The organism is Polaribacter sp. Hel1_33_96 (assembly GCF_002846595.1).
Taxonomy (GTDB): domain Bacteria; phylum Bacteroidota; class Bacteroidia; order Flavobacteriales; family Flavobacteriaceae; genus Polaribacter.
In genome coordinates, this window is sequence record NZ_PJMV01000001.1 from 489,598 (window position 1) to 516,326 (window position 26,729).

Sequence of the window (26,729 nt, forward strand, 5' to 3'; positions counted from 1 at the left end):
TTTATACATTCATTAGATTTAGCCAATGAATTTTCCAAAAAAAATCTTTAGTTTCCAATGTTTTATAGGTCGCTTCGGAGCATTGTAAACTGTAGTTTTATAGATCAGAGAGAAGGCCTTAAATTCATTTCACAAATCTTTGAACTTTAAATTGAGTGCCGTTTCGCGAGTTTAATTTAAATAAATAGATACCGTTTGTTAAAAATTGAATATCAATTTTATTTGAATTTACAGATCTATAAATTAACTGACCTGTAATATTATAAATTTCTCCACTAAAGTTATCTTCCTCCGAATTAATTTCAATGTATGATGGATATATTTTTATAATAGGTTCATGAACGATCTCATTAATATTCAATGTGTTATTTTTTTGATTACAGTTTAGGTAATCGATTGGCTGGTCTGTATGATTCGTTAAATATTCAATTAAATAATCGGCTGTGGTTAGGGGAAATGAATAGCTAGGGGTTGTTGGAAATAAGTTTGGATATACACTAGATATATAGTCATTAAGACTTAAGGTTATTTGACTACTGTCTTGAAGCAAAATATCATCTTTAAAAAAGATAAATTCATTGTTTTGGTTCTTTGAAACTTTAAAACTTGTGTCTAATGAATAGCTAAAACTAGAGGGGTATTCATTTAAAAAATTTCTAAGTGCTGTAACACTCATTGTATAGGTGTCAAATCCATTACCAAATGGATCTATCGAGTAAATAGAAAAAGGTGTAATTATACCCTCATAAATTTTATCTCTAATACCTCCAAAATTTTGTATCACCATATCTGAATCAGAAATTACTTGTAGAGCATCTGTATAAAAACAACCTGTTGAGGTCTTTGTTAATGTTGATACAGAAGAACCGATATTTGTATAAAAGCTCGGGTTATTAAAATACCCATCAATGTCTTCTGCTAAAGCATTGTCTAAAGCTAAATTAGAATTTGATAAATTGATGAGTTCAAATTCAAAATTTGTTATTTGTTTATTAGTTACGGTTAAAGTAGTTTTTGAAATTTTTTCTAAATTTACACCAGACATTACTTTATAACCGTTCGCATGTGCAACACCATACTCCTGGTTATTATGACCACCGATAACTAAATCTACAAAATTGTAGGTTTCAAGAATTTCTTCATCTTTATAACTTCCGTAATGCGTAAGAGCAACGATTAAGTCAACATTATCATTAACTTTAAGATCTTTGTAATTTTCAAAACTATCTAAGCCTTCTGTGAAAGATAAACCTTGAATTTTTTTTGGATGCGTTAATGGATATCCTCCTGGACTACCTGTTTCTACGACACCTACAAATGCAATTGAAAAATCATCTTTTGTTATAATTGTACTTCCCTGAATATCGCCTAGTTTACCGGTTCCTCCAGAGACATTATCACAAATAAAAGGAAAATTTGCTTGCTCAAGACGATCATTAAGTATCGCTTGACCATAATCAAATTCATGATTACCAATAACACTTACATCGAGTCCAGTTTTATTAAGCATGTCAATCATTGGATATCCTTTATTTTGATGATAATCTACAATCGGATTTCCTGAAAAAAGATCTCCGCCTGCTACAAAATATACTTTTTGATTTTTTGCTTTTTCAGCATCAATTAGTGGTTTGATTTTAGCGAAATTTTCTATTTCACTGTGTGGATCATTAATAGCAAAAATTACAATCGTTTCTTGGGCAAAAGTTGCGCATTGAAAAGCTAGAAAATATAATAATATAGGTATTCTTTTAAAGGGAATTAATAATAAATTCATAAATAAATTGTAATGATTTAAAACAAAAATAAGCTTAATTTAATGTAGTTTCAAATTATAGTACAATCCGATTTTTTTTTAAAATATTTTTAGGATAATAATGAGTACTAATATAAACTGTAAACGACTTCTTAACGGAGCTTAAAATTGGAATATAAAAAAAGCATCCAAATCTGGATGCTTTTTTATATAATTAAGATTAGAAGTTATTCTTGTGATTTTACAACCATTTTTACTTCTTTTATTTTATGCTTTGAAGTCTCTATATTAGTAGAAGTAATTTTTCCAGCTTCATTCGCTTTCTTTTCTATTTCTGCAACAGTTCCTTCAATTTTTTGAATTTCTTCAGTTACTTCACCACCAATAGTTTTAGTCGTTGTAATTGTAGCCATTGCTAAATCTCCAGAAGTTTGTTTTATTTCAACTTTTACTTCTTTTTTAATTTCTTCAGCATGAGGTTTTGCATCAGCATGTCCTCCTAAAATTGGCGCAATTACCAATCCAATTAAACAGGTAAGTTTAATTAAGATATTCATTGATGGTCCAGAAGTATCTTTAAATGGATCTCCAACAGTATCACCAGTTACAGCAGCTTTATGCGCTTCAGAACCTTTATAGGTCATTACTCCGTTAATTTCAACACCAGCTTCAAAAGATTTTTTAGCATTGTCCCACGCACCACCAGCATTATTTTGGAAAATAGCCCAAAGTACACCAGAAACAGTAACACCAGCCATATAACCACCTAGCATTTCAGCAACCAACATATTGTTCTCTTGGTAAACTAATTTACCTATTAATACAACTGCTATTGGGAAACCAATTGTTAAGATGCCTGGTAACATCATTTCCTTTAAAGATGCTTTTGTAGAAATAGCTACACATTTATCATATTCTGGTTTTCCAGTTCCTTCCATAATTCCAGGAATTTCTTTAAACTGTCTTACAACTTCATTTACCATTTCCATGGCAGCTTTACCTACAGCATTCATTGCTAGAGCAGAAAATACTACAGGAACCATTCCACCCACAAATAGCATTGCTAATACGGGAGCTTTAAAAATATTAATTCCGTCTATACCTGTAAAGGTTACATACGCCGCAAATAAAGCCAACGATGTTAATGCAGCAGATGCAATAGCAAAACCTTTACCAGTTGCAGCAGTTGTATTACCAACCGCATCTAAAATATCTGTTCTTTCTCTAACAATTGGATCTTGCTCACTCATTTCAGCAATACCACCAGCATTATCGGCAATTGGTCCAAAAGCATCAATCGCTAATTGCATAGCGGTTGTTGCCATCATTGCAGAAGCCGCTAAAGCAACTCCATAAAATCCAGCCAAAGCATATGATGCCCATATTGCAGCAGCAAATAATAATACAGAAGAGAATGTAGAAATCATACCCGTAGCTAAACCAGCTATAATATTTGTTCCTGCTCCAGTGCTAGATTGTTGTACAATTTTTAAAATTGGTTTTGAACCTAATCCTGTGTAGTATTCTGTAAATGCTGAGATTCCAGCACCCACAACTAAACCGACTAAACAAGCATAGAATACTCTCATTGAAGAGATATCTTGAGGACCTTCTCCGAAGAAATCCATTTTCATTGTTTCTGGTAACATCCAAGTTACTAAACCATAACAGGCCACGGCTACCATTATTATTGATGCCCAGTTTCCGATATTTAATGCTTTTTGCACATCCGCTTCTTTTGCATCGTTAGATGAAATTTTAACTAAAAGGGTTCCGATAAGAGAAATGATAATTCCTACACCGGCAATAGACATAGGTAATAAAATGGGTCCAATTCCGCCAAAAGCGTCGGTAATACTTCCCCCCATATCCTTAATTACATAGTTTCCTAGAACCATAGCGGCTAAAACGGTAGCTACATAAGAACCAAATAAATCTGCGCCCATACCTGCAACATCTCCAACATTATCTCCAACATTATCAGCAATAGTTGCTGGGTTTCTTGGATCATCTTCAGGAATGTCTGCTTGTACTTTACCCGCTAAATCAGCTCCAACATCGGCAGCTTTAGTATAAATACCTCCACCAACTCTAGCAAATAATGCGATAGATTCAGCTCCTAAGGAAAAGCCTGCTAATGTTTCTAATACCATTGTCATATCGCTAGTGTTTGTCCAAACACCACCCATAAACATGTGATAGAATATAATAAAGAATGCTGTTAAACCTAATACCGCTAAACCGGCAACTCCAAGGCCCATAACTGTACCACCACCAAAAGAAACTTTTAATGCATTCGGTAAACTAGTTTTTGCAGCTTGCGTTGTTCTTACATTTGTTTTGGTTGCAATTTTCATACCCATGTTTCCTGCAAAAGCAGAAAATATAGCACCAATAACAAAGGCGATTACGATAAGAATGTGAGTTGATTCAACCACAAAAGAAACACCAGCTAAAACAATACTTGCTCCAAGTACAAAAATTGCTAGTAATCGATATTCGGCTTTTAAGAATGCTAAAGCACCTTCATAAATATGATCCGAAATTTCTTTCATTTTTCCATCACCTGCATCTTGCTTCATTACCCAGGATTTCTTTACTGCCATATATGCTAAGCCTAATAAAGCCATTGCAATTGGCATCCAAATCATCATTGATTCCATAAATTTTTATATTTGATTAGTTTAAAACGGTGGTAAAAGTAATAAAATCAAACAGAACTAAAAAACCTCCTAAAATGTTTAATTTTAGGAGGTCTTTAATTTTATAATATAATAATTTCTATATCTTGAAATTATCGGTCTTTTTGTAGTCGCTTTTTTCGTATCTCCTAACACAATCTTTATAGATTTGCATTGCTTCTGTAGCATTTCCCCAACCACCAACATCTACTTTTTTCTTTTCTAAATCTTTATAAACTTGAAAGAAATGTTCTATTTCTTTTAACCTATGAGGATTTAAGTCTGAAATATCATTTTTATTATTCCAAATTGGATCTGAAATAGGTACACAAATAATTTTTTCATCTGGCCCTTTTTCATCTGTCATATGAAAGACTCCAATAGGTTTTACTTCAATAACACACATAGGAAAAGTTGGTTCATGTCCTAAAACTAAAACATCTAATGGATCATCGTCTAATGCTAATGTTTCTGGTACAAAACCATAATCTGCAGGATACATCATAGAAGAGAATAACATTCTGTCGAAACGTATTTTATTCAAATCAAAATCGTATTCATATTTATTTCTACTTCCTTTAGGTATCTCGATTAAAACATCGAAAGTTTTCTTGTTTTCTAGGCTCATGAATTTTTATTTTTAAACTTCCGGCAAAAGTAATTAATCTAGAAAGTTTTTCAAGGAAATTTATAGTGAAATTACGCAATGGTTTTCGAACAGGTTAGGAATATAGAAAGCAATAAAAAATCCTTTTTGAAATTCATCAAAAAGGATTCTATATTTCTTTTAAAAAAAGTTTAAACTATATATATAAAACGTCTTTAACTGCTTTTATTACATCATTAGAATTTGGGATCCATTTTTCAAATAAAACGGGAGAATATGGAGCAGGAGTATCTGCGGTTGTAATTCTTTTTACAGGAGCGTCTAAATAGTCAAATATTTCGTCTTGAATTCTATAGGTAATTTCAGTTGCAATACTTCCAAAAGGCCATGCTTCTTCTAAAACTACTAATCTATTTGTTTTCTTAACAGATTTAATAATTGCTGCATGATCCATAGGCCTCACAGTTCTTAAATCGATAATTTCTACAGAAATATTTTCTTTCGCTAATTCATCAGCAGCTTTGTAAGCTTCCTTGATAATTTTTCCAAAAGAGACCAAAGTTACATCGGTACCTTCTCTTTTAATATCTGCAACGCCAATAGGAATTATATATTCTCCTTCTGGAATTTCCATTTTATCACCATACATCTGCTCAGATTCCATAAAAATTACTGGATCATCGTCTCTAATAGCTGCTTTTAATAAACCTTTCGCATCATAAGGATTTGACGGCACAATCACTTTTAGACCAGGTGTATTTGCAAACCAGTTTTCAAATGCCTGCGAGTGTGTTGCTCCTAATTGGCCAGCAGATGCTGTTGGACCTCTAAATACAATTGGACAGTTAAATTGACCACCAGACATCTGTCTAATCTTTGCAGCGTTGTTTATAATTTGATCAATACCAACCAAAGAAAAGTTAAACGTCATATATTCTACAATAGGTCTATTCCCATTCATAGCAGAACCAATTGCAATACCAGCAAAACCAAGTTCAGCAATTGGAGTATCTATAACCCTCTTTGCTCCAAACTCATCTAACATTCCTTTACTAGCTTTGTAAGCTCCGTTGTATTCCGCAACTTCTTCACCCATTAAATAAATGCTTTCATCTCGGCGCATTTCTTCACTCATTGCTTCGCAAATAGCTTCTCTGAATTGAACTGTTTTCATGTATTTTTTAATATAGTTATTTATTCTTGTTGCAAAAGTAATGAAATAATTGTCAATTTTTTTTGTTCAACTATAGAAACTCATTGGAAATAGGAGAATAAACACTCAATCGTTTTCGGAAATTAATAAATAATAAAAAAAATACTATGCGTGCATAGTATTTTTTAAAAAAAAGACGTAATTTTGCTCCAGAAAAAATGATTAAAAATAAAATTTATGAAAATATTGGTATGTATTAGTCATGTTCCTGATACCACTTCTAAAATTAATTTTACAGAAAACGACACTAAGTTTGATACAAATGGAGTTCAGTTTGTAATTAATCCTTATGATGAGTTTAGCCTTACAAGAGCTATGTGGTTTAAAGAAAAACAAGGGGCAAGTGTAACAGTTGTGAACGTTGGAAATGCATCTACTGAGCCAACTTTACGTAAAGCATTGGCAATTGGAGCAGATGCTGCAGTTCGTGTTAATATGGAGGCTACTGATGGTTTATCTGTTGCAAAGCAATTAGCAGAAGTTGTTAAAAACGGAGAATATGATTTAGTTTTAGCGGGTAGAGAATCCATTGATTATAATGGAGGAATGGTTCCTGGTATGTTAGCTTCTTTAATAGATTACAATTTTGTGAATGGTTGTGTTGGAATGGAAGTTGATGGAACTTCGGTTTCTCTATCTAGAGAAATTGACGGTGGAAATGAACATTTACGTACATCTTTACCATTAGTTGTTGCTGGTCAAAAAGGAATTGTTGAAGAAAAAGATTTACGTATACCAAATATGCGTGGAATTATGATGGCTCGTAAAAAACCTTTAAATGTCCTTGAACCAATTACTGTAGAAAATGCAACTTCTGCAGAGTCATTTGAAAAGCCAGTGCCAAAAGGAGCTGTAAAATTAGTAGATGCGGATAATATTGATGAGTTAATTAACTTGTTGCATAATGAAGCTAAAGTGATTTAACTTTTTTAGTAAAGATGAAATCATTCCGAGTTTATTTCGGAATCTCGTTTAAAGAGGAAAGAAAAAATAATTAGATCCTGCAACAAGTTCAGGGTAAAAAAATAAAAATATGTCAGTTTTAGTTTTTGCAGATTCAACAGAAGGAAAATTCAAAAAGAGTGCTTTTGAGGTAGTTTCTTACGGGAAAAAGGTTGCTGAACAATTAGGAAGTAATGTAATTGCTCTTGCAATAAATGCCAATAATAATGAAGAGTTATTTGCTTATGGAGCAGAAAAAGTAGTTTCAGTTTCTAACGATTCTTTAGCTACATTTAATGCCAAAGCATATGCATCGGTTATAAAACAAGTGGCAGATGCACAAGGTTCTTCAGTAGTGATTTTAGATTCTAGTATAGATGGATTATTTGTTGCACCAATGATAGCAGTGGCGTTAGATGCCGGTTATGCATCTAATGTGGTTGCATTGCCAAGTGCTACGCATCCATTTACAGTAAAAAGAAAAGCATTTTCTAACAAAGCATTTTCAAATACCGTAATTTCTTCGGAGAAAAAAGTAATTGGAGTCGCTAAAAATTCTTATGGAATTCATGAGAATTTAGTTTCTGGAATAGTAGAAAATTTTGAAGCTTCAGTATCTGACACGGATTTAGGAGTAACATCAGAAAAAGTAGAAAGAATTACAGGTCAAGTAACCATTGCAGATGCAGATACAGTTGTTTCTGCAGGAAGAGGTTTAAAAGGGCCAGAAAATTGGGGAATGATTGAGGAGTTAGCAGATATTTTAGGTGCTGCAACTGCATGTTCTAAACCAGTTTCAGATTTAGGTTGGCGTCCTCACGGCGAACATGTTGGGCAAACAGGAAAACCTGTAGCATCTAATTTATATATAGCTATCGGAATTTCTGGAGCAATCCAGCATTTAGCCGGAATTAACGCATCCAAAGTAAAAGTAGTTATTAACACAGATCCAGAGGCACCTTTCTTTAAAGCTGCAGATTATGGTATTGTTGGTGATGCTTTTGAGGTAGTTCCAAAATTAATAGAGAAGTTAAAAGCTTTTAAACAAGCTTAATTCAAATATTTAAATTAGTTGGTTTAAATGGAGGCCTATTAGTTTTATAACTAGTAGGTTTTTTCTTTTCATAAAAACTCTTTAAATAAAAGTATTCAATCTATTATTTTTATTAAATTGTGCCCTCAGAAAAAATGTAATATAAGATACTCTTTTGTATCGTATATAATTATATATGAGTTTAATACTACTAAATATTAAAGGAATTTCTTACAGTCAAACTCAAAGCGGTGCGTATGCATTAGTTTTGAGTGAAATGGAAGGAACAAGAACATTACCTATTATAATTGGAGCATTTGAAGCACAATCTATTGCTATTGCGCTAGAAACCGAAATTAGACCGCCAAGACCGCTTACACACGATTTATTTAAAACGTTTTCTGATCGGTATGAAATTAACATAAAAGAAGTAATTATTCATAAGCTGGTAGACGGAGTTTTCTTTTCTAGTTTAATTTGTGAAAGAGAAGGCAAGCAAGAGGTCATCGACAGCAGAACTTCTGATGCTATAGCGATCGCAGTGCGTTTTAAAGCGCCAATTTATACTTATGAAAACATCCTAGATAAAGCTGGTGTTTATTTAAAAGCTGAAGAAGAAATGGCTATTCAAAAGAAAAAAGAACCTTCTGAACTCTCTTTTGAATTAGAGGAGGCTCTTGATAAAGAAGAAAATAGTTACTCGCGTTTGTCTTTAAAAGAATTACACAAACAATTAAACAATGCAGTTGTTAATGAAAATTATGAAATAGCTGCAAAAATTAGAGACGAAATTAGCAAACGTTCTTAAATGTATTACAACTAGATTATGAAAAAAATACTTACAGTCATTTTTTGTTTATTATCAATTTCAATTTTTTCTCAAAATACCGAAACAGTCGCTGATGTGTCTGAAATTTTACCAAGCCAAGGATTTTCTCTGAGTAGTTTATGGAGAGGGGTTTTAGGAATGTTCGCTCTAATTATTATTGCCTTTTTATTTAGCGCTAATAAAAAGGCAATTGACTGGAAGAAAGTAGCTATTGGTTTATTTCTTCAATTAATAATTGCAATTGGTGTTCTAAAGGTAGAATTTATTCAATCTATTTTTGAATTGGTTGGCGGAGTATTTATAGAAATATTAGGGTATACAAAGGCAGGTAGTGAGTTTTTATTTGCAGGTATGGTGGGTGATATGAGTAAATTTGGATACATATTTGCTTTTCAAGTATTACCAACTATTATTTTCTTTTCAGCGCTAACTTCATTATTATTTTATTTGGGGATTATTCAAAAAGTTGTTAAAGTTTTAGCAATTGGTTTATCTAAGTTTTTAGGAATTTCTGGAATGGAAAGTCTTTCTGTAGCAGGTAATATATTTTTAGGGCAAACAGAAGCACCACTTTTAATAAAAGCTTATTTAGAAAAAATGAATAAGTCAGAAATGCTTTTGGTTATGATTGGCGGCATGGCTACAGTAGCAGGAGCAGTTTTGGCAGCTTACATTGGTTTTTTAGGAGGTGGAGACAAAGCTTTGGAGTTAGTATTTGCGAAACACCTTTTAGCAGCTTCAGTTATGGCAGCTCCAGGAGCTATTGTAGTTTCAAAAATATTATATCCCCAAACAGAAAAGGTAAATTCAGATGTTACGGTTTCTCAAGAGAAAATAGGATCTAATATTTTAGATGCTATTGCAAATGGGACTACCGAAGGTTTGCGTTTAGCAGTAAATGTTGGAGCAATGCTTCTAGTTTTTGTTGCTGTTATTGCCATGTTAAATGGTATGTTAGGTTGGGTTGGAGACGTAACAACTTTGAATAGTATTATTGCAGAAAACTCAGCATATAAAGCCTTATCATTAGAATTTATCTTGGGATCTATTTTTGCGCCATTAATGTGGCTAATTGGAGTGCCTACTGCAGATATTTCTATGATGGGTCAGTTACTAGGAATTAAATTAGCAGCAAGCGAATTTGTTGGGTATATTCAATTAGCAGAATTAAAAAATGTAGCAAATGCAACACACCTTACCTTTAATAAATCTGTGATAATGGCAACCTATATGTTGTGCGGTTTTGCAAACTTTGCTTCTATTGGGATCCAAATAGGTGGTATTGGTTCTTTAGCTCCTGGTCAACGTAAAACGTTATCAGAATTCGGAATGAAAGCTTTAATTGGTGGTTCAATTGCTTCTTTAATGTCTGCAACGATTGCAGGGATGATTATAGGCTAGAAAAAAGTATAATTGTTTAAGCGTTTATATGTTTAAACAATGTAATAATTAAATGATTAAACAATGCGTCAATATCACGATTTAGTAAAACATGTTTTAGAGAACGGAAACGAAAAAGGAGATAGAACAGGCACAGGAACAAAAAGTGTTTTTGGATATCAAATGCGTTTTGATTTGAGTGAAGGTTTTCCAATGGTAACTACAAAAAAGTTGCATTTAAAATCGATTGTTTACGAATTGCTTTGGTTTATAAAAGGCGATACCAATATTAAATATCTGCAAGAAAATGGTGTAAGAATTTGGAATGATTGGGCAGATGAAAATGGAGATTTAGGACCTGTTTATGGTCATCAATGGCGCAATTGGAATAGCGATGAAGTAGATCAATTAAAAGAAGTGATTGAAACTTTAAAAAAGAATCCGAATTCTAGAAGAATGTTGGTTTCGGCATGGAATCCTTCGGTATTGCCAGATACCTCTATTTCATTTTCAGAAAATGTTTCCAATGGAAAAGCAGCTTTGCCTCCTTGTCATGCATTTTTTCAATTTTATGTTACTGACGGAAAATTATCTTGTCAGCTATATCAAAGAAGTGCAGATATCTTTTTAGGAGTTCCTTTTAACATTGCCTCTTATGCATTATTTACAATGATGATTGCACAAGTTTGTGGTTATGAAGCAGGAGAATTTATACATACTTTTGGAGATGCACATATTTATAACAATCATCTAGAACAGTTAGAATTACAATTGTCTAGAGATTTAAGGTCATTGCCAAAAATGAAAATTAATCCAGCTATAAAAAACATCGAAGATTTTACTTTTGATGATTTTGAGTTGTTAGATTACAATCCGCATCCGCATATAAAAGGTATCGTGGCAGTGTAAAAAAAGAGCGTTCAATTCTAATTTGAACGTTCTTTTTTTATACTACATAATAAGTATTATAAACTTAATACACAGTTATTAGCTCCAGCAAAATCGCTCCAAACGGAACCATCCGCTTCTTGCTCATTTATATATTCTCCATCAACTAGATATCTGAATTCATACGCAGTTCCACAATCTAAATCAACAGTACCTTTAAAAGATCCATTTTTTAATTTTTTAAGTGGAGTTGCTTTTCCATTCCACTCATTAAAGCTTCCAACTACTGCAACATTATTTGCTTCTTCAGCAGGTACAGTAAAAGTTACTTTACACACTGGCTTACTTTTTAAAAATTGTTTTTTAATTGACATAATTATTAAATTAAATTATAATGTAAATTTATTGAAGTAGAATATAGCTACAAAAATAATATTATAAGAATTTTAGAGAATTATCAGTTTCATAAATTGTGTGTTCAAATTATTGATAATTCAAAATAAAAGTAGAACTAAATTATTGTATTTTTAAAATAATGTACAGTTGTTTTAAGTTGATTATCAGCGATTTTTGTATCGAAAACGTATTCGCTTTCTAAAGATTTAGTTCAAAATGAGCAAAAAGCATCAAATCTCAAAACATTTACTGTAATTTCGCATAAATTCAAAGAGCACAAATGATTACAATTATAGCGGCAATTGCAAAAAATAATGCGTTAGGAAAAGATAATGATTTAATATGGTATTTGCCAGGAGATTTAAAACGCTTTAAAAAAACAACTACAGGTCATCATATTTTAATGGGTAGAAATACTTTTGAATCTATAGGCAAACCATTGCCAAACAGAACTTCTATTATTATTACTAGAAATGAAAAATACTTCAAAGATGGGTGTTTAGTTGCAAACAGTCTGGAAGAGGCAGTTGAATTAGCAAAAGAAGACGATCAAATTTTTATTATTGGTGGAGCTCAAGTGTATAAATATGCTATGGAAAATAATATTGGAGATACTTTAGATATTACTTTGGTTCATCATGAGTTTGAAGCAGATGTTTTTTTTCCGGAAATAGATCCCGAAATTTGGAAAGAAGTTGCAAGAGAAGATTTTAAAGCCGATGAAAAGAATAAATTCGATTATAGTTTTTTAAGATTTCAAAAGAGAACTAATTAATTCTGTTGGCTCTAAACCCGCCACCCAAATTCATCTTATATTTTTGTTGTGCAAATAAAAAGTAATTATATAATTTATAATTTACCTCATAGCCATAATTTATAGTTGGTTGATAGTCAACTGTGTTTTCGTAAATATTAGGATTAAATCGGCTAGGGTTTCTGGCTCTATTGTTCCATTCTAAAACCCAAACTCTATTTCTAGCTTCTAAATAATTTTGAGAATAATATCCTTCAGGTTTTGAGATAGAATTTAAAAAACTTGTAAAGCCAATATCAATAATTATAATTTCATATTCTAAACGTTCATTAGCAATAATAACGGGTTCTTCTTTTTTTATTTTTTGGCTATTTATGGAAGCAGAACCGCATGCCGAAAAAAATATCGAAATAGTAAATAGGATAAGTATTTGTTTTAAAAGTTTCATAATCAGAAGTTTTATGATATGTAAATTTGCAAAATTTTCTTTAAAAACCATTGGTTTTTAATTCTTTTAACATTAATTTTAAAAATTAAAATCAAAAAAAATGAAGTTTAAAATAGTAGTAATTCTTGTTTTTTGTATTTTCTTTTCTTGCACGAAAAAAGTATTGGTAAAGAATCAATATTCAATTTTAGAAGAAAAGGATAGGGCAGCTTTAAAAGACAAACTTTTAGAAGATAGATTTACAAATTTGCTTCCAGAATTAATGGACAAATCAGAGATTGATATGTGGCTATTAATTTCTAGAGAATATAATGAAGATCCAGTTTTAAAGACAATGTTACCCGCAACTTGGTTAAATGCAAGGAGAAGAACTATTATTGTTTTTTATAGAAATAAAGAAAAAAACACTTTAGAAAGATTAGCGGTAGCAAGATATAATATAGGGAAAAGCATAAAATCTGCCTGGGATAAAGAAAAGGAACCCAATCAGTGGGTCGCTTTAGCAGAAATGATAAGAGAGAGAAATCCTAAAAAGATCGGAATTAATTTTTCAAAACACTTTCCATTAGCAGATGGTTTAGTAAAAACAGATTATGATGAATTAAAGGAGAATTTGCCAGAAGAATTAGGTTCAAAATTGGTTTCAGCAGAAAAATTAGCGATTGCTTGGATAGAAACTAGAACTAAAAAAGAATTAGAATTATTTAGAGAGTTAGTAAAAATTACTCACGATATTATTGATGAAGCTTTTTCTGAGGAAGTAATTGTTCCTGGTGTAACTTCAACAGATGATGTTGTCTGGTTTTTGCGCCAAAAAGTAACAAGTTTAGGTTTAGAAACTTGGTTTCATCCAACAATAGATGTGCAAAGGAATAAAGAAGTTTTAAAATCACATATTGAATCTTTTTCTAAAGGGAAAGAAGAACAGATTATTCAAAAAGGAGATTTATTACATTGTGATTTTGGGATTACTTATGTTGGGTTAAATACAGATTGTCAGCAGCATGCTTATGTTTTAAAAGATGATGAAAAGCAGGTTCCACAATTTTTAAAAGATGCTTTTAAGAAAGGAAATAGACTGCAAGATATTTTAACAAGTTCTATGAAGTATGGTAAAACTGGGAATCAAATTTTATCAGAATCTTTATCTCAAGCAAAAGAAGAAGGATTAAAACCGTCAATTTATACGCATCCTTTAGGGAAATATGGTCATAGTGCGGGGACCACAATTGGTATGTGGGATTCTCAAAATGGAGTTCCTTTTAAAGGGGATTATCCTTTGCAAAAAAATACTGCATATGCAATTGAGCTAAACACCACAGTAACTATAAAAGAATGGCAAAAAGATATTAGAATTATGCTAGAAGAAGCTGGCTTTTTTGGTGATGATGTTTTTGAATATGTTAATGGAAGGCAAACAAATATTAAACCAATAGAAACTAAATAAATGAAGTCTCGATGTTTTTGGGTGTCAGATAGTAAATTATATCAAGAATATCATGATAATGAATGGGGGCAGCCTGTTTATGATGATGAAACTTTGTTCGAATTTTTAGTGTTAGAAACTTTTCAAGCAGGTTTAAGTTGGATTACCATTTTAAATAAAAGAGAAAATTTTAGAAAAGCTTTTAATAATTTCGATTATGAAAAAATAGCAAAATATACTGAAAGTAAATATTTGTCTTTATTACAAGATGCAGGTATTATCAGAAATAAATTAAAAATAAAAAGTGCCATTGCAAATGCACAATTGTTTATGCAAGTGCAAGAAGAATTTGGCTCATTTTCTAAATTTATTTGGTCTTATGTAGAAGGCAAACCTATTATTAATAAATTTCATAAAAGAGAGGAAGTTCCTGCTACTACAGAATTGTCTGATAAAATTTCTAAAGATTTAAAAAAAAGAGGTTTTAAATTTGTTGGCTCAACTGTAATATATGCATATATGCAAGCAGTTGGTATGGTAAATGATCATACAACTGAATGTTATAAATATCCAAAGTAATGGGTGTATTAAAAATCCCAAAATACGATTTAAAGAAATTCATAAATGTTTTTAATAGGAGATTCGGACTCTTTATTATTTTCGTTTTCGTTCTTTTTTTTGATAGTATTTATTTTATAGAAAACATTTTAGATTCTCAAATACCTATTAATATTTTAATGATTTTTGGGTTTATTGTAATGTACTGGAGAGCAAATCCAAGAACTAAAGAATTAATGATTTATGCTGTAATTTTAGGCTTTGGAGGAGAATATTTATTTTCTAGAGGTTTAAATATGTACACCTATCGCTTAGAAAATGTACCATTATACGTTCCCTTAGGGCATGCAGCTTTATACGGACGTATTATTATGTTTAGCAAAGCACCAGTAGTAAGAAAGTATCATAAAAAAATTGAAAGATTATTTGGAATTTGTATCGGAATTTTTGCCACTGTGTATTTAATTTTCTTTTCAGATGTTTTTGGCTTTGTAATGACTATTTGTATGTTTTTACTACTTTGGAAAAGACCAAAAGATAAACTGTTCTTCTTCTCAATGTATATTTTAGTCGCTATTCTAGAAATTGGAGGAACTGCATTTGGGTGTTGGAAATGGCCTTCTACTGCATTTGATGTTTTTACCTTTTTGCCAAGTAATAATCCTCCTAGTGGTATTAGTTTATTTTACTTTTTATTGGATATTGGATGCTTTTTTATGTACACCCAAAGACATAAAATAACTTGGTCAAGGCTAAAAAGTATCCAAAGAAATCACGTATAAATTTTGTATATTTATGGATCAATTATAAATTTAATAAAATGAAAATAAAACATATAATTTACACGTTTTTACTAGCTGCTTTATTGATTTCTTGTAAATCAGAAAATAACCAGAAAACTGTAAAAGCGGAAACTGAATTTAATCATTTTGTGGAGCAATTTGCAGATATCAAAGTATTACGTTACCAAATACCCGGTTTTGAAGAACTTACCTTAAAAGAAAAAAAACTTGTGTATTATTTAACGCAAGCAGGTTTAGCAGGTAGAGATATTATGTGGGATCAAAATTACCGCTATAATTTAAGTATTAGAAAAGCTCTAGAAAGTATCAATCAAAACTATAAAGGAGATAGAGAAAGTAAAAATTTTAAATTCTTTAAAACATATTTAAAAAGAGTTTGGTTCTCAAACGGAATTCATCATCACTATTCTAATGATAAAATTAAGCCAGAATTTACAAAGGAATATTTTGTAAGCGAATTGTTGAAAAATTCTAATTCAGAATTATCTGCGGATATTATTGAAGTATTATTTAACGATGCAGATACGAAAAAAGTAAACAAAAAATCTGGAAATGACAACGTTTTGTCATCAGCAATAAATTTTTATGCACCAGATATTACGGATAAAGATGTTGTTGATTTCTATAAATCAGCATACAAAGGTCCTAAAGGAATGCCAGTTGAAGCAGGTTTAAACTCTAAATTAGTGAGAGAGAACGGAAAGTTACTTGAAAAAGTTTGGAAATCTGGAGGAATGTATGGAGCTGCGATTGATAATATTATTATTTGGTTAGAAAAAGCAAAAGGCGTAGCAGAAAACGATAAACAAGCAAATGCTCTAAGTTTGTTAATTGATTATTATAAAACAGGTAGTTTAGATACTTGGGATAAATATTGCATTGCCTGGGTAACATCTATTGAAGGGAATATAGATTGGATTAACGGTTTTATTGAAGTCTATAACGACCCAAAAGGTTACAGAGGTTCTTATGAAACTGTTGTTCAAATTAAAGATTTTGATATGTCCCGTAAAATGAAAGTTTTATCGGATAATGCACAGTGGTTTGAAGATAATGCCCCATTAGATCCAACTCATAAAAAAGAGAATGTAGTAGGTGTTTCTTATAAAACTGTGAATGTTGCAGGTGAAGCAGGAGATGCATCTCCAAGTACACCAATTGGCGTGAATTTACCAAACAATAATTGGATACGTCAACAACATGGTTCTAAATCGGTTTCTCTTGGTAACATTATAGGGGCATACAACAATGCAGGTGGCACAGGACGTTTAAAAGAATTTGCTCATGATGATGAGGAGATAAGATTAGAAGAAAAATATGGTCAAATTTCTGACAAGCTACATACAGCTTTGCATGAGGTTGTTGGGCATGCCTCTGGTCAAATAAATGATGGTGTCGGTCAACCTAAAGAAACACTTCAAAATTATGCTTCTACCATGGAAGAAGGACGTGCAGATTTAGTTGGTTTGTATTATTTAATGGATCCAAAATTACAAGAATTAGGTTTAACTGATAATTATAAAGAGCTAGGAATGGCTGCGTATGATGGATACATCAGAAATGGTTTAATGACACAGTTAATAAGAATTAATTTAGGTGATGAAATCGAAGAAGATCATATGGTGAATCGCCAATGGGTCTCTGCTTGGGCGTTTGAACAAGGTGAAAAAGAAAATGTGATAGAAAAAATCGTAAAAGAGAATAATAAGACTTACTTCAATATTACTAATTACGAAAAGTTAAGAGAAATTTTTGGTAGATTATTACGTGAAACTCAACGTATAAAATCTGAGGGAGATTTTGAAGCCGCTAAAAAATTAGTAGAAGGTTACGGAGTAAAAGTAGATCAGCAGATTCATAAAGAAGTAATTAAGAGAAATGAACAATTTACTTCGGCACCATATAGTGGTTTTGTAAATCCTGTTTTAGCTACAAAGTTGGATGAAAACGAATCTATTTTGGATATTGTTGTAACTCAACCAAAGACTTTTGAGGAGCAGATGTTATTCTACTCTAAAAATTATAATTTTTTAGGAACGGAGAATTAAAACAAAAAACATACAATTTCAAAAACCGATTCTGAGAAGAGTCGGTTTTTGTATTTTTACAGAATGGCAAGAAAAACAAAAGACCCAGGTATTGGTTACAGCACTCGGGAGAATGCACAGAGTATTATGAATGATGACGGCAGTAGTAATGTAAGTCACATGAATAGAAAAAGAAATATAAACGATTTATATACCTTCTTTGTTGATATTTCTTGGTTTCATTTTTTCTCGTTAATTATCCTTTCATATACACTTTTTAATGTCTTTTTTGGATTGCTGTATGTTGCCATTGGTATTGAAGAAATAACGAAAACAAGAGGTACTTTTTTTGCAGATTTCTTAAACGGATTTTTCTTTAGTGCACAAACACTAACGACTGTTGGTTATGGTGGAATTGCACCAAAAGGAATTATGGCCAACTTAATTGCCGCTTTTGAAGCTATGATTGGTTTGTTAAGTTTTTCATTTATTACGGGGTTATTATATGGTCGTTTTTCAAAACCTAAAACTTCTTTAAAATTCAGTAAAAACCTTATTATAAGAGATTTTAAAGAAAATAAAGCTTTAATGTTTCGATTAATGAATAGTAGAAAAACCGTAATGATTGAACCCGAAATTACGGTAACCTTATCTATTTCTGAAAAAGATGAAAATGGAGAGTTTAAACGTAATTTTTATACACTAAGTTTAGAACGAAATAAAATTATGTACTTGCCAACAATTTGGACGGTAGTGCATGAAATTGATGATAAAAGTCCGTTGTTTAAATATTCTAAAGAAGAAATTAAAAACTTAGATGCGCATTTATATTTGCTCATAAACTATCATGAAGAATCATTTTCGCAAAAAGTATATCAAATTTATAACTACCATTTTAGTGATTTAATGATGGATGTAAAATATGTTCCTTCCTCTAGTTTCGATGATGAAGGTTATACTGTTTTAGATCATAATAAATTGAGTGAAGTAGAGAAAATGGATGTTTAATTACCAAACAAAATTCTAATCGCAAGAAAAACAGCAATAATCAATCCCCCATAAATAGCTACTTTTTTGCCAGCACTTTTATAATAACGTTCATGATTTTTGATGTCTTTTCGATAGCTCCAAGCTATAGCAGCTCCAAAACCAATCACAAATAAAATGATAAAAATAATTCTACCCGTAGAAAAAAATGCACTCAAAAACATAGTTTTAATTCTTTATAAGTTTTAAAATATTAGATTTCATGAAGGTTCAGTTTTTCATAAAGTTTCTATATATTGTCTGTTGCAAAATTACAAATTAAATGAAGAACGTCATCGTTTTTGGAGCAACTTCTGGTATTGGGAAATCTATAGCCAAAATTTTATTAAATGAAGGTTATAACGTAGCAATCACAGGAAGAAGATTAGAGAAGTTAATAGCATTAAAAAATGAATATCCAAATCAAGTTTTAGTAAAGCAAAATGATATTCAAAATGTAAAAGAGGTCGAAAAAATTTTCAATGAGATTGTAGAAGAATTCGAAACAATAGATTTAGTTATTCAATCTTCAGGAGTTGTTCATATAAATCCTAAGTTTGAGTGGGATAAAGAAGCGCAAAGTATAAATACCAATGTTTTAGGAGTTACAAGAGTATATACTTTAAGTTATAATCTATTTAAAAAACAACAATTTGGGCACTTAGTGGGTATTTCATCGATAGCTTCTATTCGAGGAAATCGCTCTGCGCCAGTTTATTTTGCATCTAAAGCATATCAAAAAGCATATTTAGAGAGTTTGTATATCAAAACGAAGTCAATTAAATCGAAGAAGGTTTTTATCACAGAAATTAGACCAGGATTTGTAGCGACAGATATGGCTGTGACTTTAGAAGATGGTGTATTTTGGTTGGTTCCTTTAGAGAAAGCAGTAAAACAAATTTATGCCGCTATTAAAAACAAAAAAAGAGTTGCTTATATATCTAAACGATGGCAATTAATTGCTTGGATTTTAAAATTAGCGCCCGCTTGGCTATTAAAAAAAGTACTCTAAAATTATCGGGAACAAATAGTAGTAAAAATATCATTTCGAAAAATTTAGAGATTTAATAATAAAATAAATTTGAGTTGTAGTAATTCTGTCTTTTCTCCAAATAATATCTAAAATATATAAAAACAAACTAAAAATGAAAAACAAAATAACAGCAGTAACTAAATTTCATACCGCCTTTAAATTGAATATGAACAATTCACCGATTGCCCATATTGGAGAAGATAGAAACTTATTACGCTATAAGTTAATGCGTGAAGAAAATGAAGAATATTTAGAAGCTGCGAATAACAATGATTTAGTTGAAGTTGCAGATGCGCTAGGAGACATGTTGTACATATTATGTGGAACTATAATAGAGCATGGAATGCAAGATAAAATTGAAGCCGTTTTTAATGAAATACAAAGAAGTAATATGAGTAAATTGGGTGAAGATGGTGAACCAATTTATAGAGAAGATGGTAAAGTTTTAAAAGGACCAAATTACTTTAAACCAAATATATCGGATATTTTAGAGGCTTAGGTTTATGAGGTATTGCACTAAAAATATGGTTACAGTTTAAAATTAATTTTTAGGTTGATATTTTACAGATCCTAGTCGATGTTATATAGTTAAAAGAGAGCTTAATGTTTTTCTGAAGTCTTAATTCGAGAGTTATTTCCTTTACGGATATTTTTTCTCTATGGTTCTAAGGACTCAGTAAAAAACGATTTGATGGATGCTCTTATTGTTTTTGTCTTTTCTAATGTATATGGTTTACGAATACATACGGTGCAATTATTAGTGCTATGAAAAATAGAATTTCGGAGAGTTCTATGTTATCCCTGATAGTTGTTTTCTTAGAGATTCCCTCTATTAATTTTTTCTTATTTTTCAATAATGGACTAACTCCAAATAACTGTTCAGCTGAATAAAGTGAACTAACCCAAAAGAGTCCAAGCCACCACTTTGAAGCAAAAAATGCAACGATACATCCAATTGAGGCCATAAAAAGAAATAAAAATAATTTTTTTGATTGACTGATGGTCATCACAACCATAAAAATGAACATTCCACCACCTCCAATATGATATAAATTTAAATCATTGATAAAGAATCCAATTAAAAATAATAGTAGATATCCAATCCCGAGAAAGTTTTTGGTTAAAATTAAATAATAATTTTTCATAGACATTATTATACAGGTTTTAAATTTTTATTTCGCCTCTTTCAATGGTTTCCCAATTATGGATATCATTTTCATCAGGTCGGTAAGCAATTATTACTAAAATCATAATACTTATTAGATGCATAAATTTCCATTTGGTTGCGTCAAATTATACACAATAGTTACTGAAAGTCAAATTTAAATAGATACTTTAAAATATATAATGACTTTGGTCAGTTTAAAGTAGCTTTAAAGGTGTAAACTATTGCTGAATTAATTTTATAAAAGCCTTGGGAAAATGTTTTATGATATCCCTTGCTATTAGCGATTCTTGTCCTAATTCTTGCGCACCCAAATCACCAGCCAATCCATGTAAATATACCCCCAAACAAACTGCAGCTTTAGATGAGTACCCTTGGGCTAATAAGCCGGTAATAATTCCGGTAAGCACATCTCCGCTTCCTGCTGTTGCCATTCCAGAATTTCCAGTTGAATTGTAATAACATATTCCTTCTGGTGTAGCGATACAGCTATGTGCGCCTTTCAGTAAAATAAAACATTTTAGCTTCATAGCTTTTTGCTTTTGAAGTATATTTCTTTCAAAATCATTAGAAGTTTTTCCAAACAATCTTTCGAACTCTTTCGGATGAGGTGTTAAAATTGAGTCTTTTGGTATTTTAGTTAACATATTTGGATTCATGGCAATAATGTTTAAGGCGTCTGCATCCAACACTAATGGTTGCTTTGAATTTTGCAATAATTTACCAAAGGCCTTTTCAGTTTCAGTTGCCAAACCCAGTCCACATCCAATGCCAATAGCGTTATATATATCAGTTTTAGGAAAACTGCTAATATAAGAATCGTTATTATCTGTAATTACCATGGCTTCGGGAATACTCGTCTGTAAAATTTCATAGCCGCAAGATGGTGTATAAACGGTTGCTAATCCACATCCTGATTTCAAGCAAGCAAAAGTTGAAAGGACGGCAGCACCAATCTTCCCTCTACTGCCCATAATTAAAAGAGCATGTCCAAAATTTCCTTTATGCTCAAATTTTTTTCTTTTTTTATAATGCGATAATGCTACTTGAGGCGTTAAAAGATAGCTGTCAGAACTTTCGCTAAAATAGTATTCTTCCGAAAGATGGATCGTTTTTGCAAACCATTCCCCAACATATTTATGATTTTCAGGGAACATAAAGGCTAATTTGGGTTGTTCAAAAGAGAAAGTGTAATTGGCATTGAAGATGGCGCCTGTTGAAGACGCATCTCCAGAGAGTCCAGAAGGAATGTCAACGGCTACTCGGATTACATTCAACTTATTTAAAAAACGGACTAAATTTTTAAAGAAACCACGTAGTTCGCTTTTGAGACCAGTTCCAAAAAGAGCATCTACAACAATAGAATCGTTTTCAATGGATGGAAAATCGTCACTATTTGACACTGTTAAAATTTTAAGATCACTAATCTTATGGATGGCATTAAGATTTGCTTCATTATCCTTAGATCTTTTAATAGGCAGTGCTTGCGCTATGACATTAACTTTGTATGATTCTTGATGCAGGAGTCGACTGATTACAAAACCGTCACCGCCATTATTACCATTTCCACAAAAGATATAAATTGGAGTCGTTTTATTTGGAAACTGTTTGATAAACCAACCTACAAAAACATTAGAAGCACGTTCCATCAATTCTAAAGAAGTAATGCGTTCGCGCTCGATCGTAAACGTATCCCAAGATTTTATTTGTTTTGTACTGAATATTTTCATTTTTTTGAAATGCTTTGTTCCGAAAATATGTTTTTCTTTCTGGTCAATAAAAAATAATTATCCAGATACTTTCTCACTATTTTATGACTACCAATTAGTTACTCTTAGGTTATTAACAGAATTAAAAGGTTTTTATTTTTTATTTTTAAATAAAAATAAAAAAAAGTACTAAATGTTTAGTTTAGTGCTTACTTTTTCTTTCTTATATGTTTGGCTCCAAACTTTTTTTAGATTTACGAATGGATTACGGATTTGTAGACCATAAAGCGGCACTTTTAAGCATTGCTCTTCTTGGAAGTTTTAAACCAGCAACTATTAATTCTGCAAAATCTTCAGGTTGTAAAACACTATCTTCAGAACCTTTATTAGCAATGCCAAGTTCAATTGACATGTCCGATACAATGGTGCTTGGTGTTAAAGTACAAACTCTAATATTATTTTTACGAACCTCTTTCATCAAGGATTCAGACATTCCAATAACTGTAAATTTTGATGCTGAATACGCAGAGGTGTTTGCATTTCCATTTAATCCTGCTGTCGATGAAACATTAATAATATCACCTTTATTTTGATTTATTAAGTATGGTAAAATTTCTTTAGTTACATAATACATGCCCATAAGGTTGGTTTGAATAATTTGACTCCATTCGCTAACTTCCATTTCGTTAAAAGTCCCAAAAGCTGCAATTCCTGCGTTATTGACTAAAATATCAACCGAGCCTAAGGAATCTAAAATACTTTTAATACCTCTTTTAACTTCCTCATAATTACTTACATCAAAGACAGTATATATAGCCTGGATTCCAAACGTCTCTAATTCAGAAACTGTTTCTTTCAAAACGGCTTCATTTCTGCCAGTTATAGCGATGTCAATTCCTTCTTTTGCAAATGCAATGGCAGTCGCCTTTCCAAGTCCTCTGCCACCTCCGGTAATTATTGCTTTTCTACTTTTTAAATCTTTTATTTGCGTTTTATATTATTTTTAAGGATCAGTATTTATGAAATTATTTGTTACGTGTTTAAAATAGTAAAGTAGTATTTAGAAGCTGTACTATTTTCTGAAGTATAAGTATATTAAAAAAGCGCAAGCGTTGATTACTTGCGCTTCATTAGCTATTTTTATATTGGTCGTTAAAGGCCGTTTTTATTTTTTTGTTCTTTTATAGTAAGAGACGATACTTGCTTTTGCTAACGTGTTATTCCAAAGGTAATATCCAACTACTGCAGGATTAGTTTTTTCGTCTAGTCCCAGTTTATCTGTTTTTAAGGCATGTACTGTAATGATATATTGGTGTAAACCATGGCCTTCAGGAGGACAAGGTCCGCCGTATCCATTCATTCCATAATCCGTGATACTTTGAATAACACCTTCAGGTGTTAAGTTCAGTTCCATATTTCCTGCGCCAGATGCTAATTCGGTTGTGTTTGACGGAATATCAAATACTACCCAATGCCACCATCCACTTCCAGTAGGAGCATCTGGGTCGTAAATTGTTACTGCGAAACTTTTAGTTCCTTCTGGAGCATTTTTCCAAGATAACTGTGGAGATTGATTTTTTCCTGTACAGCCAAAGCCGTTAAATTCTTCCGTGATTGTTGCTTCTCCACCTAAATCAGTACTAGACAAAGTAAATGTACTTTGACTGAATATTGAACTTGAAAAGGCAATTAATACTGCTAAAATAATATTTGATTTCTTCATGATATTTGGTTTTAATTATAGGACAAAGATAGGAAGGATCATAGAAGATGTTGTGTTTGATTCAGTTCAAAAAGTAGTGATAAAAGTTCAATTTGATTGATATTGTTTTGGGGTCATTCCAAATTTCACTTTAAATGCTTGAATGAAATTTGATAAGTTTTCATAGCCAATTTCCTCAAAAATATCTGAGGATCGCTTCGATTTATTTTTTAAAAGGAAGGCAGCATGCTCAAGTCTTTTCTCTTGAAACCATTTACTTGGTGAATTGTGAAAATGTTTTTCAAACTCTCTTTTGAATGTTGACACACTCATATTTGATAAAAAAGAAAGTTCTTTTATGGTAAGTTTATTTAATTGATTACTCTCAATGGTCTGGATAAATTTTTGGTTTTGATTATCACCATCACTAATTAAGGAATACAAAAAATCGACCCCATTAAATTCAATAAGGTATAGCATAATTTCCTCAAATTTAGCATCTAAAATATGCTTTTGAATCGATTTAGAAAGTTTAGAGATGTCTAAAAGACTATTTGCGAATCTTTTTATAAATGAGTCATAATTGAATGAATACGTCGAATAGAATGCATTTGAGTCTGTTTGACGAAGTTCAAATTTCCGTATAAATTTTAATACAGCCTCATTAGAGAAGAACAATAGAATACTTTTATAATATTCTTGAACATTAGAAAGTTTTTCTGTCATTAAACAATGACCCGACTTCATCAATAGAAATTGAGAGTTATTAATCGCATATGAAGAATTATCAAAAAATACTTCCTTTGTTCCCTCTTGAAGAAAACTAAACGTGTTTTTATTGAGTACGATTTCTTGTTTTGAGATTTCTTGAGTACTTTCATAATCATAAATCTCAATAGACAAAGCCGAATTCAAATTTAAGTCATCGGGTAAAGTAATTGTCTTCATTGGGTTTTATTTATCTTTAGTGTATTCGGTTCGTTTTCTTGGCAGGAACTAAAGTAGTAAAAGAAACCGAATCAAATAGAAATCCTTAAGATTTTCAGAAAAGGCGAGAACAAACAATTACCTAAAGCCATTGTTGGCATTTCTTTATTTTTGGAGGTTAATTTTATTTTGTTTGAAATTATGTAGCCTATTTTTTAGGACTGGTCAAAATTAGAATATTAAAAAACCTAATTAACAAAATCATAATTGATTAGCGGTACAAAAGTAACTGAATTAAATAAACGAGGTTTTAAAATTGCTATTAAATGAGAGACGATAACAGATATGAAAACCTCAACTTTTTTACCTTCTTTAAATTATTCTTTAGATATTAAACGTATGCTGATAATTTAAGGGGCGCAGTTAGCAAAGTTAGGCTTAGGAAGTGTCCAAGAATTTGCTCCCAAAGTAAAATTCACACAACTAATTACACTAATCACATCCCAAATAATTAAATTTTGATTGAAAGAAGTGGTATTATTAAACATTGCACCCATAATATACACAGTACTCACATCCCAAGAGTTAATATCTCGATTAGTTATACGGCACCAATCTATTGACTTCAAATCAGTAGTTTTTGATGTACCAATCATTACAGCCTAATCTCTTTGTGCAATAGTATAATTTAAAGTTTCGAGACTAACCAAATTATAGGTATAACCAGTAATAACACCTGATGCACCAAAGACTGCTCAATCTTTAGTTTTAATAGTTATTCTATTAGCATCCAAATAGACAAGGTTTCCCTCATCTACATCTTCTACAATAGAGTCATCAATAATAAAATCCTGAATATCAGATGAACCTAAACACCCCAATAAAATAAGATTCTGTCTGATTTTTAAAATAAAGTGATATTGTGAGCAGGAAGATTACTTTGGCATCTCAAATCGTTCAAAAACTGTAGCTGAAATCGTTGAAGCTGCATCACGAATTTTCGCAGCTTCTATATAATCAATCTGAGAGAAGAAGTGCTTAAAATGAGAGTAGTCTCTAAATTCAAGAAGCACAACCTTATCGGCTTGCATATCAGGAGACAAAGCATGCGGCTCTTCATCGGATGCATGAATTATCACCTTTTCTCGCACAAATATAGGTGTAGCGAGCTCAACATAGCGTGAATACCCGACTTGGTCGTTAATAGCAAATTTAGCGAAGACGAGTGTAGACATAATCTAATTATTTTGAAGTAAAGATAGAAGGAATTGATAAATAATGCAAATTCCAAAAAAGATTGAAAAAGGATTGTTAGCTTCGTTTTTAAGTTAATGTGAAATAAAATTAGTAAGACTTTAGTGTCTTTATTGTTTGCTCAAAAGGAAAACGGACACAAAAACAATAGTTTTAGGGTGTAAAAAAACCT

The 26,729-nt window shown here is 31.4% G+C and carries 28 protein-coding genes; 13 read left to right on the forward strand and 15 right to left on the reverse strand.

Annotated features, from left to right (window positions below):
* Positions 1 to 124: 124 nt before the first annotated feature.
* The 4 genes from ATE90_RS02205 to ATE90_RS02220 all read right to left on the reverse strand — a co-directional run bounded on the left by ATE90_RS02205 (position 125) and on the right by ATE90_RS02220 (position 6,218).
* Entirely contained in the window at positions 125 to 1,777 is a 1,653-nt protein-coding gene (locus ATE90_RS02205) for a metallophosphoesterase (protein ID WP_101450709.1), read from the reverse strand.
* 206 nt (positions 1,778 to 1,983) lie between these two features.
* On the reverse strand, positions 1,984 to 4,419 hold the full coding sequence (locus ATE90_RS02210) for a sodium-translocating pyrophosphatase (RefSeq protein ID WP_036783409.1): 2,436 nt from the start codon (positions 4,417 to 4,419) through the stop codon (positions 1,984 to 1,986).
* 118 nt (positions 4,420 to 4,537) lie between these two features.
* On the reverse strand, positions 4,538 to 5,065 hold the full coding sequence (locus tag ATE90_RS02215) for an inorganic diphosphatase (RefSeq protein WP_036783414.1): 528 nt from the start codon (positions 5,063 to 5,065) through the stop codon (positions 4,538 to 4,540).
* Positions 5,066 to 5,240: 175 nt separating this feature from the next.
* Entirely contained in the window at positions 5,241 to 6,218 is a 978-nt protein-coding gene (locus tag ATE90_RS02220; protein WP_036783421.1) for a pyruvate dehydrogenase complex E1 component subunit beta, read from the reverse strand.
* Positions 6,219 to 6,434: 216 nt separating this feature from the next.
* Between ATE90_RS02220 and ATE90_RS02225 the strand changes: the two genes are divergently transcribed.
* The 5 genes from ATE90_RS02225 to ATE90_RS02245 all read left to right on the forward strand — a co-directional run bounded on the left by ATE90_RS02225 (position 6,435) and on the right by ATE90_RS02245 (position 11,350).
* Positions 6,435 to 7,181 (forward strand): electron transfer flavoprotein subunit beta/FixA family protein, encoded by a 747-nt coding sequence (locus tag ATE90_RS02225; RefSeq protein WP_036783424.1) that lies wholly within the window; start codon positions 6,435 to 6,437, stop codon positions 7,179 to 7,181.
* A 109-nt stretch (positions 7,182 to 7,290) separates the two neighbouring features.
* Entirely contained in the window at positions 7,291 to 8,253 is a 963-nt protein-coding gene (locus tag ATE90_RS02230) for an electron transfer flavoprotein subunit alpha/FixB family protein (protein ID WP_036783427.1), read from the forward strand.
* A 175-nt stretch (positions 8,254 to 8,428) separates the two neighbouring features.
* On the forward strand, positions 8,429 to 9,040 hold the full coding sequence (locus ATE90_RS02235; protein ID WP_036783429.1) for a bifunctional nuclease family protein: 612 nt from the start codon (positions 8,429 to 8,431) through the stop codon (positions 9,038 to 9,040).
* A gap of 18 nt (positions 9,041 to 9,058) precedes the next feature.
* Positions 9,059 to 10,462, forward strand: a complete 1,404-nt coding sequence (locus ATE90_RS02240) for a NupC/NupG family nucleoside CNT transporter (RefSeq protein WP_036783432.1) — start codon at positions 9,059 to 9,061, stop codon at positions 10,460 to 10,462.
* Positions 10,463 to 10,525: 63 nt separating this feature from the next.
* Positions 10,526 to 11,350: a thymidylate synthase gene (locus ATE90_RS02245; protein WP_036783440.1), complete on the forward strand. Its 825-nt coding sequence runs from the start codon at positions 10,526 to 10,528 to the stop codon at positions 11,348 to 11,350.
* A 56-nt stretch (positions 11,351 to 11,406) separates the two neighbouring features.
* On the opposite strand, the gene ATE90_RS02250 is transcribed toward ATE90_RS02245, so the two are convergent.
* Positions 11,407 to 11,703, reverse strand: coding sequence for an isoamylase early set domain-containing protein (locus ATE90_RS02250; RefSeq protein WP_036783441.1), 297 nt, complete (start codon positions 11,701 to 11,703; stop codon positions 11,407 to 11,409).
* 302 nt (positions 11,704 to 12,005) lie between these two features.
* Here ATE90_RS02250 and ATE90_RS02255 point away from each other — a divergent pair, with 302 nt between their 5' ends.
* Positions 12,006 to 12,500 carry a dihydrofolate reductase gene (locus tag ATE90_RS02255; RefSeq protein WP_036783442.1) on the forward strand — a complete coding sequence of 165 codons (495 nt, stop codon included), beginning with the start codon at positions 12,006 to 12,008 and terminating at the stop codon, positions 12,498 to 12,500.
* On the opposite strand, the gene ATE90_RS02260 is transcribed toward ATE90_RS02255, so the two are convergent.
* Positions 12,493 to 12,927 carry a DUF6146 family protein gene (locus ATE90_RS02260; protein WP_036783445.1) on the reverse strand — a complete coding sequence of 145 codons (435 nt, stop codon included), beginning with the start codon at positions 12,925 to 12,927 and terminating at the stop codon, positions 12,493 to 12,495. The two genes, ATE90_RS02255 and ATE90_RS02260, sit on opposite strands and share 8 nt — an antisense overlap.
* A gap of 100 nt (positions 12,928 to 13,027) precedes the next feature.
* Between ATE90_RS02260 and ATE90_RS02265 the strand changes: the two genes are divergently transcribed.
* From ATE90_RS02265 to ATE90_RS02285, 5 genes are all read left to right on the forward strand, one after another.
* Positions 13,028 to 14,374 (forward strand): M24 family metallopeptidase, encoded by a 1,347-nt coding sequence (locus tag ATE90_RS02265; protein WP_036783448.1) that lies wholly within the window; start codon positions 13,028 to 13,030, stop codon positions 14,372 to 14,374.
* A complete protein-coding gene (locus ATE90_RS02270; RefSeq protein WP_101450712.1) occupies positions 14,375 to 14,932 on the forward strand; it encodes a DNA-3-methyladenine glycosylase I in 558 nt (185 codons plus the stop codon).
* A complete protein-coding gene (locus tag ATE90_RS02275; RefSeq protein ID WP_101450715.1) occupies positions 14,932 to 15,693 on the forward strand; it encodes a hypothetical protein in 762 nt (253 codons plus the stop codon). Before ATE90_RS02270 ends, ATE90_RS02275 begins: the two co-directional genes overlap by 1 nt.
* Positions 15,694 to 15,731: 38 nt before the next feature.
* The gene (locus ATE90_RS02280) at positions 15,732 to 17,762 is read left to right on the forward strand and encodes a dipeptidyl-peptidase 3 family protein (protein WP_101450717.1); all 2,031 of its coding nucleotides are present in this window, start codon (positions 15,732 to 15,734) and stop codon (positions 17,760 to 17,762) included.
* 63 nt (positions 17,763 to 17,825) lie between these two features.
* The gene (locus tag ATE90_RS02285) at positions 17,826 to 18,749 is read left to right on the forward strand and encodes an ion channel (RefSeq protein ID WP_101450719.1); all 924 of its coding nucleotides are present in this window, start codon (positions 17,826 to 17,828) and stop codon (positions 18,747 to 18,749) included.
* Here the strand turns inward: ATE90_RS02285 and ATE90_RS02290 are convergent.
* Entirely contained in the window at positions 18,746 to 18,952 is a 207-nt protein-coding gene (locus ATE90_RS02290; protein ID WP_036783462.1) for a hypothetical protein, read from the reverse strand. The genes ATE90_RS02285 and ATE90_RS02290 overlap by 4 nt on opposite strands.
* 98 nt (positions 18,953 to 19,050) lie before the next feature.
* Here ATE90_RS02290 and ATE90_RS02295 point away from each other — a divergent pair, with 98 nt between their 5' ends.
* On the forward strand, positions 19,051 to 19,779 hold the full coding sequence (locus ATE90_RS02295; protein WP_036783464.1) for an SDR family NAD(P)-dependent oxidoreductase: 729 nt from the start codon (positions 19,051 to 19,053) through the stop codon (positions 19,777 to 19,779).
* Between the two features lie 133 nt (positions 19,780 to 19,912).
* On the forward strand, positions 19,913 to 20,299 hold the full coding sequence (locus tag ATE90_RS02300) for a nucleoside triphosphate pyrophosphohydrolase family protein (protein WP_036783466.1): 387 nt from the start codon (positions 19,913 to 19,915) through the stop codon (positions 20,297 to 20,299).
* A 220-nt stretch (positions 20,300 to 20,519) separates the two neighbouring features.
* Here the strand turns inward: ATE90_RS02300 and ATE90_RS02305 are convergent, their stop codons facing one another.
* The 8 genes from ATE90_RS02305 to ATE90_RS02335 form a co-directional block, all read right to left on the reverse strand.
* Positions 20,520 to 20,951 carry a hypothetical protein gene (locus tag ATE90_RS02305; protein ID WP_091954928.1) on the reverse strand — a complete coding sequence of 144 codons (432 nt, stop codon included), beginning with the start codon at positions 20,949 to 20,951 and terminating at the stop codon, positions 20,520 to 20,522.
* Between the two features lie 235 nt (positions 20,952 to 21,186).
* The gene (locus ATE90_RS02310) at positions 21,187 to 22,695 is read right to left on the reverse strand and encodes an NAD(P)H-hydrate dehydratase (protein ID WP_036783474.1); all 1,509 of its coding nucleotides are present in this window, start codon (positions 22,693 to 22,695) and stop codon (positions 21,187 to 21,189) included.
* A 244-nt stretch (positions 22,696 to 22,939) separates the two neighbouring features.
* A complete protein-coding gene (locus ATE90_RS02315; protein WP_101450722.1) occupies positions 22,940 to 23,659 on the reverse strand; it encodes a 3-ketoacyl-ACP reductase in 720 nt (239 codons plus the stop codon).
* Positions 23,660 to 23,839: 180 nt separating this feature from the next.
* The gene (locus ATE90_RS02320; RefSeq protein WP_101450724.1) at positions 23,840 to 24,397 is read right to left on the reverse strand and encodes a YbhB/YbcL family Raf kinase inhibitor-like protein; all 558 of its coding nucleotides are present in this window, start codon (positions 24,395 to 24,397) and stop codon (positions 23,840 to 23,842) included.
* Positions 24,398 to 24,484: 87 nt separating this feature from the next.
* Positions 24,485 to 25,324: a helix-turn-helix domain-containing protein gene (locus tag ATE90_RS02325; protein WP_036783482.1), complete on the reverse strand. Its 840-nt coding sequence runs from the start codon at positions 25,322 to 25,324 to the stop codon at positions 24,485 to 24,487.
* A 389-nt stretch (positions 25,325 to 25,713) separates the two neighbouring features.
* A complete protein-coding gene (locus ATE90_RS02330; protein WP_036783486.1) occupies positions 25,714 to 25,959 on the reverse strand; it encodes a BspA family leucine-rich repeat surface protein in 246 nt (81 codons plus the stop codon).
* Between the two features lie 99 nt (positions 25,960 to 26,058).
* Positions 26,059 to 26,184, reverse strand: coding sequence for a hypothetical protein (locus ATE90_RS13775; protein ID WP_297799308.1), 126 nt, complete (start codon positions 26,182 to 26,184; stop codon positions 26,059 to 26,061).
* A 54-nt stretch (positions 26,185 to 26,238) separates the two neighbouring features.
* A complete protein-coding gene (locus ATE90_RS02335; protein ID WP_036783488.1) occupies positions 26,239 to 26,538 on the reverse strand; it encodes a DUF1330 domain-containing protein in 300 nt (99 codons plus the stop codon).
* Positions 26,539 to 26,729 lie beyond the last annotated feature (191 nt).